This window comes from Enterococcus raffinosus (assembly GCF_018917525.1).
GTDB lineage: Bacteria > Bacillota > Bacilli > Lactobacillales > Enterococcaceae > Enterococcus_A > Enterococcus_A raffinosus_A.
Genome location: NZ_JAHLOS010000025.1, coordinates 34,343 through 48,214, shown reverse-complemented (window position 1 = coordinate 48,214; position 13,872 = coordinate 34,343). Strand labels below are relative to the sequence as shown.

Annotated in this window: 17 protein-coding genes; 1 reads left to right on the top strand and 16 read right to left on the bottom strand. The window is 39.4% G+C overall.

What is annotated here, in order from left to right; all coding sequences use genetic code 11:
- Positions 1 to 138: 138 nt before the first annotated feature.
- The gene (locus KQI58_RS15025) at positions 139 to 510 is read right to left on the bottom strand and encodes a DUF3397 domain-containing protein (protein WP_216409862.1); all 372 of its coding nucleotides are present in this window, start codon (positions 508 to 510) and stop codon (positions 139 to 141) included.
- A 229-nt stretch (positions 511 to 739) separates the two neighbouring features.
- On the opposite strand from KQI58_RS15025, the gene KQI58_RS15020 reads away from it, so the two are divergent.
- Entirely contained in the window at positions 740 to 856 is a 117-nt protein-coding gene (locus KQI58_RS15020; protein WP_010745911.1) for a DUF4044 domain-containing protein, read from the top strand.
- A gap of 26 nt (positions 857 to 882) precedes the next feature.
- Here the strand turns inward: KQI58_RS15020 and recN are convergent, their stop codons facing one another.
- The 15 genes from recN to KQI58_RS14945 form a co-directional block, all read right to left on the bottom strand.
- Positions 883 to 2,553, bottom strand: coding sequence for a DNA repair protein RecN (recN, locus tag KQI58_RS15015; RefSeq protein ID WP_216409861.1), 1,671 nt, complete (start codon positions 2,551 to 2,553; stop codon positions 883 to 885).
- A gap of 29 nt (positions 2,554 to 2,582) precedes the next feature.
- Positions 2,583 to 3,041, bottom strand: a complete 459-nt coding sequence (locus KQI58_RS15010; protein WP_216409860.1) for an arginine repressor — start codon at positions 3,039 to 3,041, stop codon at positions 2,583 to 2,585.
- A gap of 15 nt (positions 3,042 to 3,056) precedes the next feature.
- Positions 3,057 to 3,872 (bottom strand): TlyA family RNA methyltransferase, encoded by an 816-nt coding sequence (locus KQI58_RS15005; RefSeq protein ID WP_216409859.1) that lies wholly within the window; start codon positions 3,870 to 3,872, stop codon positions 3,057 to 3,059.
- 24 nt (positions 3,873 to 3,896) lie between these two features.
- Entirely contained in the window at positions 3,897 to 4,781 is an 885-nt protein-coding gene (locus KQI58_RS15000) for a polyprenyl synthetase family protein (protein ID WP_216409858.1), read from the bottom strand.
- Positions 4,781 to 5,002 (bottom strand): exodeoxyribonuclease VII small subunit, encoded by a 222-nt coding sequence (locus KQI58_RS14995; RefSeq protein WP_216409857.1) that lies wholly within the window; start codon positions 5,000 to 5,002, stop codon positions 4,781 to 4,783. The genes KQI58_RS15000 and KQI58_RS14995 overlap by 1 nt, the downstream gene beginning before the upstream one ends.
- Entirely contained in the window at positions 5,002 to 6,336 is a 1,335-nt protein-coding gene (gene xseA, locus KQI58_RS14990) for an exodeoxyribonuclease VII large subunit (RefSeq protein WP_216409856.1), read from the bottom strand. The genes KQI58_RS14995 and xseA overlap by 1 nt, the downstream gene beginning before the upstream one ends.
- 15 nt (positions 6,337 to 6,351) lie before the next feature.
- Complete coding sequence (locus tag KQI58_RS14985) at positions 6,352 to 7,209, bottom strand: bifunctional methylenetetrahydrofolate dehydrogenase/methenyltetrahydrofolate cyclohydrolase (protein WP_216409855.1); 858 nt, start codon at positions 7,207 to 7,209, stop codon at positions 6,352 to 6,354.
- Positions 7,210 to 7,268: 59 nt separating this feature from the next.
- Positions 7,269 to 7,727 carry a transcription antitermination factor NusB gene (gene nusB / locus KQI58_RS14980; RefSeq protein ID WP_216409854.1) on the bottom strand — a complete coding sequence of 153 codons (459 nt, stop codon included), beginning with the start codon at positions 7,725 to 7,727 and terminating at the stop codon, positions 7,269 to 7,271.
- Positions 7,720 to 8,145, bottom strand: coding sequence for an Asp23/Gls24 family envelope stress response protein (locus tag KQI58_RS14975; protein WP_216409853.1), 426 nt, complete (start codon positions 8,143 to 8,145; stop codon positions 7,720 to 7,722). Before KQI58_RS14975 ends, nusB begins: the two co-directional genes overlap by 8 nt.
- Before the next feature lie 337 nt (positions 8,146 to 8,482).
- Complete coding sequence (gene efp, locus KQI58_RS14970; RefSeq protein WP_216409852.1) at positions 8,483 to 9,040, bottom strand: elongation factor P; 558 nt, start codon at positions 9,038 to 9,040, stop codon at positions 8,483 to 8,485.
- Positions 9,041 to 9,125: 85 nt separating this feature from the next.
- On the bottom strand, positions 9,126 to 10,190 hold the full coding sequence (locus tag KQI58_RS14965) for a M24 family metallopeptidase (RefSeq protein ID WP_216409851.1): 1,065 nt from the start codon (positions 10,188 to 10,190) through the stop codon (positions 9,126 to 9,128).
- 123 nt (positions 10,191 to 10,313) lie between these two features.
- A complete protein-coding gene (locus tag KQI58_RS14960) occupies positions 10,314 to 10,550 on the bottom strand; it encodes a GlsB/YeaQ/YmgE family stress response membrane protein (RefSeq protein WP_034876217.1) in 237 nt (78 codons plus the stop codon).
- A gap of 292 nt (positions 10,551 to 10,842) precedes the next feature.
- Positions 10,843 to 11,544, bottom strand: a complete 702-nt coding sequence (locus KQI58_RS14955) for a hypothetical protein (RefSeq protein ID WP_216409850.1) — start codon at positions 11,542 to 11,544, stop codon at positions 10,843 to 10,845.
- A gap of 118 nt (positions 11,545 to 11,662) precedes the next feature.
- Complete coding sequence (locus tag KQI58_RS14950; protein WP_216409849.1) at positions 11,663 to 12,442, bottom strand: histidine phosphatase family protein; 780 nt, start codon at positions 12,440 to 12,442, stop codon at positions 11,663 to 11,665.
- Between the two features lies 1 nt (position 12,443).
- The gene (locus tag KQI58_RS14945; RefSeq protein ID WP_216409848.1) at positions 12,444 to 13,868 is read right to left on the bottom strand and encodes a family 1 glycosylhydrolase; all 1,425 of its coding nucleotides are present in this window, start codon (positions 13,866 to 13,868) and stop codon (positions 12,444 to 12,446) included.
- Positions 13,869 to 13,872 lie beyond the last annotated feature (4 nt).

Here is a 13,872-nt window from a genome sequence, read left to right as displayed (position 1 = left end):
AGATTAGTCTACCACAATCCCCCACAATCTACCACATTTTGTAAAAAACAAAAATAACACTTTTTTGACCTTTACTAACCATTGTGTTTTTTCAAGGTTTCTACGGATAATCTGGAGTTTTTTTAAAGTTTTTTTAGTTTATAAGGCATTAATAATACTGGCAATAATCAAAATAAAATAGACTAAAACTGAAAGTAAAAACGTTAAGCGCCAAAACATTTTAAAGAAGCGACCATACATAATTTCGCGATAACGATAGGCTTGGAATACGACTACGCTAATACCCAATAATAGAATAGTTAATAAAAAATATGGTAAAATCGAAAACGAGCTGATACTTTTTGATATTTCGTGCATTCCAACAATCAAAAAGGGTATCGTAATATCTGGCGTTTTCAAATTGAAGCGTTGTTTTAATTTAAAAGTTGTTACGATATAATCTGACGCTAAAAAGACGATTATCGGGAAAATGTACCATAACAATAAAATTGGTGAAAATGATGCCAACAAATACAGTCCTTCCTCTTCAAACTACTACCCTCACTATACTGCATTATCGTTACATTCGTGTTTCAATTCATTTAAAATATAAAGGATTTAGCAAGTTTTAACAATTGAATTCGCAATATTGACGCGAAAAGATTTCTTAGTATTTTTTAAAAGTTTTTTTTGGTTGATTGCGGAGTTTTGAAAAATGAAGTATGATGATTTTGAAGTTTTTTTGAGGGATGGTGACATCATGAATAACAAAAAATCTACGAGCACGTTTTCTAAAGTTACAAAGGTTGTTATTTGGACCATGTTAATTTTAACAATTGGTTCATTAGTTTTGAGTAGTCTGTTAAGTATTATGTAAGCAAATAGCCGGAGCAAATGCTCCGGCTATTTTTTTGCTAGTTGCAGTAATTCCTTCGCGTGCTTGACAGTTAAATCCGTGATTTCGGTTCCTGCTAACATACGCGCAATTTCTTCTGTACGGTCTTGCTCAGTTAGCTCCTCCACCTTGGTCAAAGTTCGACCATCTACTACTTCTTTGCGAATAAACAGCTGATGATCGGCTTTAGCAGCTACTTGAGGTAAATGTGTAATACAAAGTGCTTGGGAATTTTGCCCAATTTGATAAATCTTATCCGCGATAGCCTGGGCCACTCTACCACTGACTCCCGTATCCACCTCATCAAATACGATGCTAGTCAATTCTTGCGTTTTTGAAAAAATCGTCTTCAGAGCCAACATGACGCGCGAAATTTCTCCACCTGATGCAACTTTAACCAGCGGCTTCAGCGGTTCGCCAGGATTCGTCGTAATAAAGAACTCTACTTCATCGATACCTTCAGGAGTAAATCCGGTTTCTTTGAAGCGCACTTCGAAGCGGGCATTCTCCATGTAAAGATCCTTCAGTTCATTTTGAATAGCCGCTTCCAGCTTCTTCGCCATTTTCTGTCGGGCAATTCGTAGCTTTTCCGCCAATTTTTGCAGCTTACTTTCTTTGACTGTTAATTCCTTTTCTAGTTTTTCCAATTTATCTCCAGAAAAATCTGAATCTAGAAGTTCTTGGCTTATTTGTTCATAATAGCTTAAAATGATTTCGATCGAATCACCATATTTGCGTTTCAATTGATGAATCAATTCCAAACGCTCATTAACCAAATCTAAGCGTTCTTCATCAAGCTCTAACAGGTCTAATTGACGGCCAATCTCGCTAACAGCGTCTTGCAATAGATAATATGCACTATGCACATTGTCAGAAATATTCTCATAGTCTTTATCCAAAGAGGCGATTGTTTGGAGTTCTTGACTAGCTGACCCGATAGCATCAAGGGAACTTGTCTCCTCATTCGTCATGGCTTGATAACTATAGGAAAGGCTGTCAACGATCTTTTGATAATTGGTGAGTTTGTCACGCTCTTCAACCAGTTTTTCTTCCTCACCTAGAGTTAGCTCAGCATTGCCGATTTCCTCTTGCTGGAAAGTCAACATATCAATTCGTTGGACAAAGGACTGTTCATTTTGTTTAAATTTCTTAACCTGGTTCGCCAAGGTAACATAATCTCGGTAAGCTGTTTGGTAAGTCACTTTAATTTCTTGAAATGCTGCATCACCAAAACTATCTAGAAGGCGTAAATGTGATTCTGGATGCATCAATTCTTGATGGTCATTTTGTCCTTGAATATCCACTAAAAATTGTCCGATTCTACGTAGATTTGCGAGAGTCACGATTCTGCCATTAACACGTGAGACACTTTTTCCTGAAATATTCAGATCTCGCTGAACGATCAATCCAGCCTCATCGACTTCAATTCCAAGCTCTTCCATTAACTCATTAAAATCCGACTGCTTTGGCAAATCAAAAAGTCCTTCTACTAAACATTTATCACTGCCTTGACGAATATATTCAATCGAAGAGCGTGCCCCTGCCAGTAAGCTTACTGCATCAATAATAATCGATTTTCCGGCACCAGTCTCACCGGTTAAAGCGGTCATTCCATCAGTAAAGCCCAAATGCAACGAAGAAATGATCGCAAAATTTTTAATTGTCAATTCCTGTAACATTCTGCCTATTCCCCTTTTAATGAGACATACTAATTATTTTGACTTTTTTCAGCGATGTCTTGCTGAATACGTTTGGCGTCCTCTTCTGTTCGCGCAATCATCAAGACACCGTCATCATCATTCAAAGTCGTAAATAAGATTTTTGTGAATTGTTTCTCTAATAGATTTGCACATGCCGAAGCATTCCCAGGTAATGTTTTCACATTAATAAATTTCTCCATCTGGTCGACAGATATCACTGCTTCTTTTAACAAATCAGCAAGTTTTTCATTCACGTCTTCTTGCTCTTTTCGCGGCATGCTGTAACGATAACCACCATTTTGTGCGGGTACTTTAATCAGTTTCATTTCCTTGATATCACGCGAGATCGTAGCCTGTGTTACTGTCACTCCTTGTTGTGCTAGTATCGCCACAAAATCTTCTTGTTTCTTTACATCATACTCACTTAATAGCTGCGTGATGATACGATGCCGTTCTTGTTTCCGCATTCCCTCTCCTCCAGACTATTTATCTAATTGCTGATGGGCTTCTGAGACAATATTCGTTAAATCAATTTTGGGATTTAGACTGCCACTTTCGGATACTTTTTTCAAATGAGCAAGAAATTCGATATTGCCCTCGCCTCCGGTAATTGGAGAGAACGTTAACTCTTGCACATCAAATCCATGAGCCGTTGCAAAATCGGTGATGTCTCTTAGTACCATGAAATGTGTTTTTGGATCTTTAATAATTCCTTTTTTTCCAACATATTCTTTTCCTGCTTCAAATTGAGGTTTGATCAACGCCACGACATCACCATCTTCGGTCAAAATGTCGTGAAGTGGTGGTAAAATCAATTTTAAAGAGATAAAGGAAACATCAATCGTCGCAAAATCAGGTTGTCCCTTTTCAAAATCTGCTAATTTTGAATATCGAAAGTTTGTCCGTTCCATCACCACTACACGTTCATCTTGGCGCAATTTCCAAGCCAACTGATTGTAGCCGACATCCAGTGCGTAACTCAACGTGGCTCCATTCTGTAATGCAACATCGGTGAAGCCGCCCGTTGAGGAACCAATATCCAACAGAATTTTTCGATTCATATCAACATCAAAAGTCTTTAGTGCTTTTTCTAATTTTAGTCCGCCACGAGAAACATACGCTAAACTTTGACCTTTGATTTGTAAAATGGTCTCAATTGGAATTTTTTCACCTGGTTTGTCCAGTCGTTCATTTTTCTGATCATAAACTAATCCAGCCATAACACCACGTTTTGCTTTTTCTCTGGTTTCAAAAAGCCCTTGGTTAAAAGCCAACACATCAACACGTTCTTTTTTCATAGTTATTTCCTACTTCATTATAGTTTATTTTGTAAGTGCAAATAGCCCAAGTAACTCTTGGAAAATTTGTGGTTGAAAATCAGCGGCTTTTGCTAATTGTTGTACAATTATTTCTGCTTGCTTCAACTCATCTGTCAGTGCTTCTTTCGCACCTTCTACGCCGAGTAAAGCGGGATAAGTACTTTTATCTAATTTTTCATCTTGTCCAACCTGTTTTCCTAGCTCCTCAGTAGTTCCGACAACGTCTAACAGGTCATCGCGAATCTGGAAGGCCAATCCAATGTGATCTCCAAGCTTTTCAAGCAACTCAATCACATATTCGGTCTGATTGGCTAAAATGCCACCTGCAACGAAAGCATAAGTTAAAAGTGCTCCAGTCTTTCCGCGATGGATCGCCTTTAACTCGTTTAGCGCTACGTGTTGCTTCTCGGCTGCCATGTCGCCTGCTTGACCAGCTACCATACCACCGCTTCCTGCTGCTTTTGCCAAAAGCTGGATCAATAAAATGTTTTCAGTAGGACTCAAGGTGGTTTCACTAACCAGTTGAAAGGCACCGGTCAAAAGTCCATCGCCAGCTAAAATCGCTAAGGCTTCACCAAAAACCTTATGATTAGTAGGTTTTCCGCGTCTCAGATCATCATCATCCATCGCTGGCAAGTCATCATGAATGAGTGAATAAGTATGAATCATCTCTAATGCTCCGGCGGTTTGATAAACCGGGACTGTTAACTCTTTCTGAAATGCCTGAACAGTCGCTAATACAATGAGCGGCCGAATCCTTTTCCCGCCTGCTTTAACGGAATAAAGCATGCTTTTTTTCAACTCTTCATGTGCAGTACAAGTAGTAATGAAATTAATGATTTCTTTTTCAACCTTTGGTAGCTCTTCAGCAGAAAGCTGCTGCAACATTAGGCTTCCTCCTCACCTGTAAAAGGCACTTCTTCATCTTCGCTCATCATTTTAGTCAATGTTTTTTCTGCTTTTGTTAACGTATCCTGACATTGCTTACTCAAAACCATTCCTTTTTTAAACGCTTCTAGTGCTTCTTCTAAAGGCACATCGCCACGCTCTAACTGCGTAACAATCGTCTCTAATTGTGTTATTGATTCTTCAAAGGTTGTATTTTCCATTACTCTTCTCCTTTTTCAATTTCTAAAATCGCTGCTTTAACCGTACCATCAACAAAATGAATGGTCATCTCTTTTTCCTGCAAATCGTTTACTGAACGAACAACTTTCTCATCTTGGGTCGTATAGGTGAATCCCCGGCCCATTGTTTTCAATGGACTTAATAAATCCAATGAAGTGATGGCCTGCTGCACTCGCCGTTGTTGGTTTTCCAAATAGCCTTGCATTTGCTGCTGCAAACGTTCCTGTAAGTAGGTCATTTGCTGTTGTGCTTGTTTGACTCGATTGATGGGGTTGGCTTGGGCCAAACGATTACTATATTGCATTAGTTCTCGTTCTCGCTGATTCACCAAAACAGTCATGTTCTGTTGTAATTGCTGCGTTAAGCGATCCAGTTGTATACTTTGCGCTTCATATAAACGGTTTGGCTGTCTGAAAATATATGATTGCTGCAAACGTTCAAACCGTTCTTTTTTTCGTTGCAATTGATGCAAGAAGGCCTGTTCTAAACGTGCCTGCTTTTCTTTGATTCGTAGAATTTCCTCTGATAAGACAGGAACTGCTAATTCCGCCGCTGCCGTTGGCGTTGCCGCACGTACATCAGCAACTAAATCTGCAATTGTTGTGTCCGTTTCATGCCCTACAGAGGAAATGATTGGTATTGGTGAAGCTGCAATCGCCCGCGCCACACTTTCTTCATTGAAATGCCATAAGTCTTCAATGGAACCACCGCCACGACCGATGATAATCGTATCAAAATCCATTGCTTCGGCCTTTTTGATATTTTTAACAATATCAGCGTCCGCTTTGTCCCCTTGTACCAGAGTTGGGAAAAGAACCAACTGAGTAATTGGGTATCGGCGTTTGACAGTCGTGATAATATCGCGAATAACTGCACCGCTTGGACTAGTGATCACCGCGATTCGTTTCGGATAACGCGGCAAAGTTTTCTTTGGCTGTGAAAACAATCCTTCTTTGTCTAATTTCTCTCGCAGTTCTTCTAAAGCTTGGTATAGTGCGCCAACACCGTCAGGCTCCATGTGGTCAATATATATTTGATAATTACCGCTGGCTTCATACAGTGCCACACGACCGACTACCAGCACTTTCATGCCTTCCTTTGGTGTGAATTTCAGTTTTTGAAAAGCTCCTTTGAACATGATTGCACTGATTTTGGAGCGCTCATCCTTTAAGCTGAAATATTGATGACTATTTGCCCGCATGCGAAAGTTGGAAATTTCTCCGGTCAAATAGACCCGCTCTAAATAGGGGTCTACGTCGAATTTTCGTTTGATGTATTTGTTTAATGCACTGACAGTTAAATACTCTTGTGCCATTTAAACACCTCTTTGCTATTCGTGATCTAATACTTGGCGTTCGCAACATTCCACGGTTTGCTGCATCAGCATCGTAATGGTCATAGGGCCAACACCGCCAGGAACAGGCGTAATGTAGCTGGCGATCGGTTCAACCTCATCAAATTTCACATCACCGATCAGTTTCCCATCCTCATTTCGATTCATACCGACATCGATAACGACAGCTCCTGGTTTGATGAATTCTTTCGTTACAAAATGGCCTCTGCCGATTGCTACAACCAGAATATCTGCTTTGCTAGCAACTTTGGCTAAATCTTCTGTTTTAGAATGTGTTAGAGTCACTGTTGCATCTGCACCTAAAAGTAAGATTGCCATTGGTTTGCCCACGATGTTGCTGCGACCGATCACCACTGCTTGTTTACCCGCTAATGGGATATTGTATTCTTCAAACATTTTCATGATGCCATACGGGGTGCAAGGAATTGTGTGAGGCATTCCAGCAAATAGACGCCCCATGTTCATTGGATGGAAACCATCGACGTCCTTTAATGGATTGATTGCCAGTAAAACTTTCTCTTCATCGATATGATCTGGTAAGGGCAATTGAACCAAAATACCATGGAATTCAGTTGATTGGTTAAAATAGTCAATTTCTTTGATCAGCTCTGCTTCGGTGATGGTTTCTGGATATCTTTTGACTTCAGAGTGAATTCCGATTTTCTTCGCTGCAAGTTCTTTGTTTCTAACATAAATTTGGCTAGCGGGGTTTTCGCCGACTAATAACACGACTAATCCTGGATGGATACCCTTTTTTGCTAATGTTTCGACTTGCTGTGCTGTCTCTTGTTGTAGCTTTTCTGCTAATTCTTTACCATTAATAAGTTGTGCCACGTTCATTCCCCGCTTCTTTCTTTTCTATAGTTTAAATGAAGCTGGGAAAAATAGCTTTATTAGCTATTTGCCCCAGCTTCATCGATCTCTTTCATTACATTAGATAAGATTCCATTGACGAACTTTCTTGATTGGTCATCGCTGAAAGTTTTAGCTAATTCGATGGCTTCATTTAAAACCACTCGGTTAGGTACTTGAGTATTGTACAACATCTCATAGATTCCTAGTCGCAGGATAATCAAATCCATTTTTGCAATTCGTTGAATCGACCAGTTCGAACGAAGATGCTTTTGGATAATTTCATCTAGTTCTGCTTGGTGTTCGACGACTCCGCCAACTAACTCATCAAGATAGACTGGAACAAATGCTTCTTCGTCTTCACTGACAAATTCTTGTTGGTCAATGCTCAATGCATGGTTGATGGCGTCTTTTTTCGTTAACTCCTGATTGAAATCCAGTGGGAACAATGCCTGTAAGGCCTTCTCCCGAATCTCGTGACGTGATAATTCTTTATTCATTATTTTCCTCTTCATCATTGAATAATTCTTCTAAAGTTGGTTGTTCTAATTTTTCAGCAACAACACCGACCACATGGACATTGACTTCGCTTAAAGCTAAATCTGTCATAAACAAAACTTGTTGTTTTACCCGCTCTTGCATGGCCATTGCCACTTTCGGTACAGAGGTGCCATAGTCAAAATACGAATAGATATCAACCTTTAAGCCGTCCTCGTCATTTTTAAGATAAATGCCTTTGCCATGAGCTGCTTTACCAAGCAATTCGGTCACGTTACTGGCTAAAGAGCCACGCATCCCATAGACACCATCCACTTTAGAAGCTGCGATCCCGATAATTACTTCGATTACTTCTGGTGCAATGATAATTTCACCAAGTTCCGGGCTCTCGCCTAAAACTAAATTCTTTTCATCTGCCATCTTACTCTCTCCTTACTCCTGCTAAATGTAATTATTTTTCTTACCAGAAAAATAAGTCTGATGTTCGTGCCGTATATCATTCTGTTATACTGGTTTATTCTTTGCTTTATTTTTGAATAGCGAGTTTGTTTTTCTGTCTTTTGATTCTGCGAAAAACAGAACTGACATCCTTACTCCTGCTAAATGTAATTATTTTTCTTGCCAGAAAAATAAATCTAATGTTCGTGCCGTATATCATTCTGTTATACTGACTCATTTTTGCTTTCTTTTTGAATGGCGAGTTTGTTTTTCTAACTTTTGATTCTGCGAAAAACAGAACTGACATCCTTACTCTTTATTATGCTCTAGAAGCGTAGCTGCCATCTTGTGTATTGATGATCAGTTTGTCTCCTTGATTTACGAAGAATGGTACATTGACTGTCAATCCAGTTTCCATCACAGCGGGTTTTGAACCACCTGATGAGGTATCGCCTTTGATGTTTGGTTCTGTTTCTGTTACTTCTAATACCACTGTATTCGGCAGATCCACACCTAAAACTTCATTACCATACATAATGACGGTCAATTCCGTGTTTTCTAATACATAGAGCATTTCTTCTGCTACTTGTTGTTTAGGCATTTCGATTTGTTCATAGCTTTGCATATCCATAAAGACATAGTTGTCGCCGTCATCATAAAGATATTGCATTTTTTTATTGTCAATTTGAGCTTTTGCTACTTTTTCACCAGCACGGAAGGTCTTTTCTTGAACCGCTCCCGTACGAAGATTTTTAAGTTTTGAACGAACGAAGGCCGCACCCTTACCTGGCTTTACATGTTGGAAGTCGACTACGCGCCAAATGCCGCCGTCCACCTCGATCGTTAAGCCAGTTTTAAAATCGTTTACTGAAATCATGATACTTCCTCCTAATTCAATCTCTGCAGATTTGGTTCTAGTTTATCATTTCTTGTTTACTTACGCTACCACTACTCAATGAGACTTATAAAATGATGAGCTCTTTTGGTGACCGCGTCAAAATTCGATTTCCTTCAGCTAAAATCACCAAATCATCCTCAATTCGAACACCGCCTAAACCAGCTAAATAGATTCCTGGCTCATCAGTAATAATATTCCCCACATTCAACGGTTCATCATTTGAACGACTGATATTCGGGCCCTCATGAATCTCCATACCGATCCCATGACCTGTAGAATGTCCAAAGGCTTCTCCATAACCAGCTTCAGTAATGAAATCACGGGCAACCCCATCTAATTGTGCTCCGGTCACACCAGCTTGTGCTACCTCAATGACTTTTAATTGTGCTTCCAAAACGATTTGATAAATGTCCTTCAATTGTTGCCCAGGATCGCCAATCGCAAATGTTCGAGTAATATCTGAAACATAGCCTTGATAGACGCAGCCAAAATCAAGCGTGATTAAATCTCCCTGTTCGATCATTTTTTCGCTGGCAACGCCATGTGGCAAAGCAGAACGAACACCGCTAGCCACAATCGTATCAAACGATGTGCCCGTTGCCCCAAGTGAACGCATGAAAAAGTCCAGTTGATTGGCAACTTCAATTTCAGTCATGCCTGGACGGATCATTTTTAAAACATGCTCGAAGCCCTCATCAGCAATAGCGCAGGCTTTTTCAATAATAGCAATCTCACCATCATCCTTTTGTTCCCGCAGTTTCTCAATCATACCACTAGCTGGAGCCAGCTCCGCATCAATCACTTCTTCAAAAATAGAATACTCTGCGTAAGTCATGGATGCATCCTCAAAGCCAAGGACATTGATGCCTTCACTTTCCATCAATTTGATAATCTCATCAACAATATTCCCTTGCTGTTGGATAATCGTCATTCCTTGCACCTGTTCACTCGCTTGTTCAGTGTAACGAAAATCAGTAATAAAGAACGCCTTTTCTAATGTAATCAAAGCTAACCCAGCAGTTCCGGTAAAATTAGTCAGATAACGAAGATTCGCTGGACTTGTTACTAAGTACGCGTCAATGATCTCTTTTTTCATTGATGCTCGTAATTTTTCAATTCGTTTTATCATTCTTATCACCCATCATCTATTATAACAAAGAGTTTCAAAAAGCTGAACGAACACGACTAGAAAAAGAAAAAGCAATGAATACACAAAAAACAGAAGTCACACTCTCAACTTCTGTTTCTTTAATCATCGCCGTCCGGTAAAAAATGAAACAACCGCCACAACAACTACTGCACCTAAAATCGATGGTACTAATGCCATCCCAGCTAAATGTGGTCCCCAGTGTCCAAATATTGCTTGTCCAATATAAGAGCCCGCCAAACCTGCAATGATATTGAAAATGCATCCCATTTGTTTGCCGCGACCAGAAAGGCTACCGCCGATTGCGCCAATTATAGCGCCAACAATTAATGTCCAAATCATAGTTATCTCTCCTCATCTTTCCATTCAAAATTATCTAAACACCTATATAATATAGCTGATTTACACTTTATATCTTACTTATCTAATTTCCTCTAAGCAGAACAGCTATTTTGACTTGTTCGTTTGATAGTCGAACGCTTATCTCAGTTGTCAAGAGCTTAACAACGCTTTTTCTAAAAAGTTTCTCAGTTGTGAAACTCTGATAAACATTGATATAATCGCATTTCACTGTATGTAAGCGGCTAAATCAAAACGAAAAAACGCTTTTTCGGATGATCCTGTGAATAACTTTTTATTGAATCAGGTCTGACCGCAGCTTTACACTGTTTTGCTCCCAATTTACTGTACCTAGTTGATACGGAAAATCCCCTAGTAGAGAAAAACTTCCAACTTCCGGTACATTAATTTTGTTCATTCGGGCACTACCCTTTGCTAAATAGCCTGTCCCCATCTTCAACATATCCTTCAAATTAAGATTGCTACCGGAGTATTCTTTGACTGTTCCATAGTTACTGGTGATCGAAGATAAGCGTGGGCGAACCGTTTTGCGTTTCATCAACCGAATAATGTCCTCCTGGCGTTCGAAGACATCGATTTGACCATCCTGATCAATCTGATAACTAATATACGCATCAATCTCATCAAGAGTCATCCGGTGGTCACCTTTCGTAAACTGTTGTCCATTTTTCAAAGCGATAAAATCTTTATAAACAGTTACTGGCATTTTACCATCTGCTTCAAGGCCAGCCTCCTTCACTCCTAATAGACTGTCCGCTTTTTTTAAGATTAAATATTTTTTTACTTCTATAGAAAAGGCCACGGAGAAATAGCCTAGAAATTTTTCGATCGGTACTTGGGTATATAATTCCCCCAACGTCAGTTTTTGAATCTTTATTTCGGGTGAGACACGTAAAAGGCTATTCACACCACTCGTTAAATCATAAACAAAAAAACTGGAATATTCCCGATCCTCAAACACAAACAAAACTTTCATGACGATCTTCCTCTCTAAAATAAGTGTATAAAAGATCGAAAAGAAAATCATCCGTCGAAAGACTGAGGTTTAAATAGAAAAAAACTTTCGATAAGTTACTATCGAAAGTTTTTTTCTATTAATCTACATATTGTGTATCATTGATTTTAGCTACGGAATAGTTGCCGTCTTTATACTTCAAAGTAGTAACACTGCAATTATCGATGGCTTCTCCTTGATATTCACCCGGAACCAGCATTTCTAGTAATGTCGGAATCATACTCCCCGAAGAAACGATCAAGACTTTTTTTGCTTTTTGCTTTTTCGCATCTGCGACTACTTTATCCATCGCTGCTTGCCCTCTTTTTGTGATTTCTTTATAAGTTTCAGCGACTTTCAATGGATCACTCTCAGCAATAGCATCCGCCACGCCTTCATCACCTAATTTATTTACCAGCTTGTCATAATCGGTCCACTCCTCATCAAACGTCAAATCATTCGCTTCAAAAATCGGTGTCCACATCTCAGCGTTCGTTTTTCCTTCAAAACCGCCATAATTCCATTCTTTGAATCCGTCGTGTTCAGAGAGCTTAGGCGTCTTCTTCTCGTTCTCAGCCAGGATTAATTTAGCAGTATTTCTTTGACGTCCTAAATCACTGGAATAGGCTAAGTCAAACTTCGTATCTTTCAGTCCCTTACCCACTTGTTTTGCTTGTGCAATTCCTTTATCTGTTAAAGGTGAATCTGCGAATCCTTGAACTTGTCCCGTTGTATTGAAAAAAGTTTTCCCATGACGAACCAGAAAAATGGTCACTTCCGTTTTTTTCTCGGAATTTTTCTCTTTTGCTTGTACTGAAATACCACCCATTAAACTGAGCCCTAATAAGAAAACAAACAATAATCCCCAAAATTTTTTCATTTTATAGCTCCTCCCCATTACTTTTAATGACTTTTTTATACCAGTCAAAAGAATCCTTTTTCAGCCGTTGCAAACTTCCCTGACCTTCATTGTCTAAATCAACATAAATGAAACCATACCGTTTACTCATTTCACCAGTTGTCGCACTGACTAAATCAATTGGTCCCCAAGTCAAGTAACCCATGCATTCTACAAAGTCTTCTTCTACTGCCTGCTTCACTGCTTTAATGTGTTTTTCTAAATATGCGATACGATAGTCATCATGAACGGTTCCGTCTGTTAATTGATCAATCGCCCCCAGCCCGTTTTCAGTAATCAGGATTGGCAACTCGTACTTTCGGTATAAATAGTTCATGACATAACGGATACCTGTTGGATCAATTCCCCAGCCCCATTTAGACTGTTCTAGATATGGATTTTGGAGACCGCCGAATAAAGCTGACTCGCCCTCTACCGGACGGTTTGGTTCTGACAGACTAGACATGTAATAATTTAAGCCAATAAAATCAATCGTTCCTTTAGCGAAATCTTCAACATCTTCTGGTTGATTTCCTAAATCGAGCGCTAATGCTTGATATTGTTTCATTTTGTACTTAGGAAACTTGCCATTACACATGGCATCGACTTGATAATAATCCCGATCATTGTCTAAAAAGGCCTTCAATGCATTATCTGGGTGGCAGTCATAGGAATAGATTGGATTCAAGCCAAAGACACAGCCGATTTTATTTTCAGGATTGAGTTCTCGTCCAAGCCTAACTGCCTTCACTGCAGCTAATGTCATGTTATAGCCAATTTTGGCTAACTCTTCTACTGGGTTTTCCATCTCGCTATATTTTAAACCCGCAATCAAATAAGTGAAAATATCCGATTGTTCGGACTGTGGATCAATATGATTCATCTCATTGAAAGTCACCCAATATTTCACTTTGCCATCATATGCTCGCATGACCGTTTCACAATAATGTAGATAAAAATCAATTACCTGTCGATTTTTCCATGAGCCATACTCGCGAACTAAATGGATGGGTAATTCAAAATGATAAAGGGTCACGATTGGCTCGATCCCATTAGCGAGCAACTCATCAATTACCTTGTCATAAAAATCCAATCCCGCTTGATTCGGCTCCTGCTCATCTCCTTTAGGAAAAATTCGCGACCAATCAATCGAGATCCGTAGTGCTGTGAACCCCATTTCTTTAAATAGTTGAATATCCTCTTGGTAATGATGATAAAAATCAATTCCTAGATGTGAAGGATAGTCCAACGTTGGATCGATTGTCTCCGTGATCACTCGTGGTTCTTTGTTTGATCCCTTCGTAACAAAGTCCATGATTGCTGGACCTTTTCCATCTTCTTGCCAAGCCCCTTCACATTGATGAGCGGCAATACTGCCGCCCCATAAAAAGTCATTTGTAAATGTCATTTGC

Coding starts and splice junctions, on each gene's coding strand:
- KQI58_RS15020 (WP_010745911.1), top strand. CDS start 740: ATGAATAACAAAAAATCTACGAGCACGTTTTCTAAAGTTACAAAGGTT.
- recN (WP_216409861.1), bottom strand. CDS start 2,553: ATGTTACAGGAATTGACAATTAAAAATTTTGCGATCATTTCTTCGTTG.
- KQI58_RS15010 (WP_216409860.1), bottom strand. CDS start 3,041: ATGCGGAAACAAGAACGGCATCGTATCATCACGCAGCTATTAAGTGAG.
- KQI58_RS15005 (WP_216409859.1), bottom strand. CDS start 3,872: ATGAAAAAAGAACGTGTTGATGTGTTGGCTTTTAACCAAGGGCTTTTT.
- KQI58_RS15000 (WP_216409858.1), bottom strand. CDS start 4,781: ATGTTGCAGCAGCTTTCTGCTGAAGAGCTACCAAAGGTTGAAAAAGAA.
- KQI58_RS14995 (WP_216409857.1), bottom strand. CDS start 5,002: ATGGAAAATACAACCTTTGAAGAATCAATAACACAATTAGAGACGATT.
- xseA (WP_216409856.1), bottom strand. CDS start 6,336: ATGGCACAAGAGTATTTAACTGTCAGTGCATTAAACAAATACATCAAA.
- nusB (WP_216409854.1), bottom strand. CDS start 7,727: ATGAATAAAGAATTATCACGTCACGAGATTCGGGAGAAGGCCTTACAG.
- KQI58_RS14975 (WP_216409853.1), bottom strand. CDS start 8,145: ATGGCAGATGAAAAGAATTTAGTTTTAGGCGAGAGCCCGGAACTTGGT.
- efp (WP_216409852.1), bottom strand. CDS start 9,040: ATGATTTCAGTAAACGATTTTAAAACTGGCTTAACGATCGAGGTGGAC.
- KQI58_RS14965 (WP_216409851.1), bottom strand. CDS start 10,190: ATGATAAAACGAATTGAAAAATTACGAGCATCAATGAAAAAAGAGATC.
- KQI58_RS14960 (WP_034876217.1), bottom strand. CDS start 10,550: ATGATTTGGACATTAATTGTTGGCGCTATAATTGGCGCAATCGGCGGT.
- KQI58_RS14955 (WP_216409850.1), bottom strand. CDS start 11,544: ATGAAAGTTTTGTTTGTGTTTGAGGATCGGGAATATTCCAGTTTTTTT.
- KQI58_RS14950 (WP_216409849.1), bottom strand. CDS start 12,442: ATGAAAAAATTTTGGGGATTATTGTTTGTTTTCTTATTAGGGCTCAGT.
- KQI58_RS14945 (WP_216409848.1), bottom strand. CDS start 13,868: ATGACATTTACAAATGACTTTTTATGGGGCGGCAGTATTGCCGCTCAT.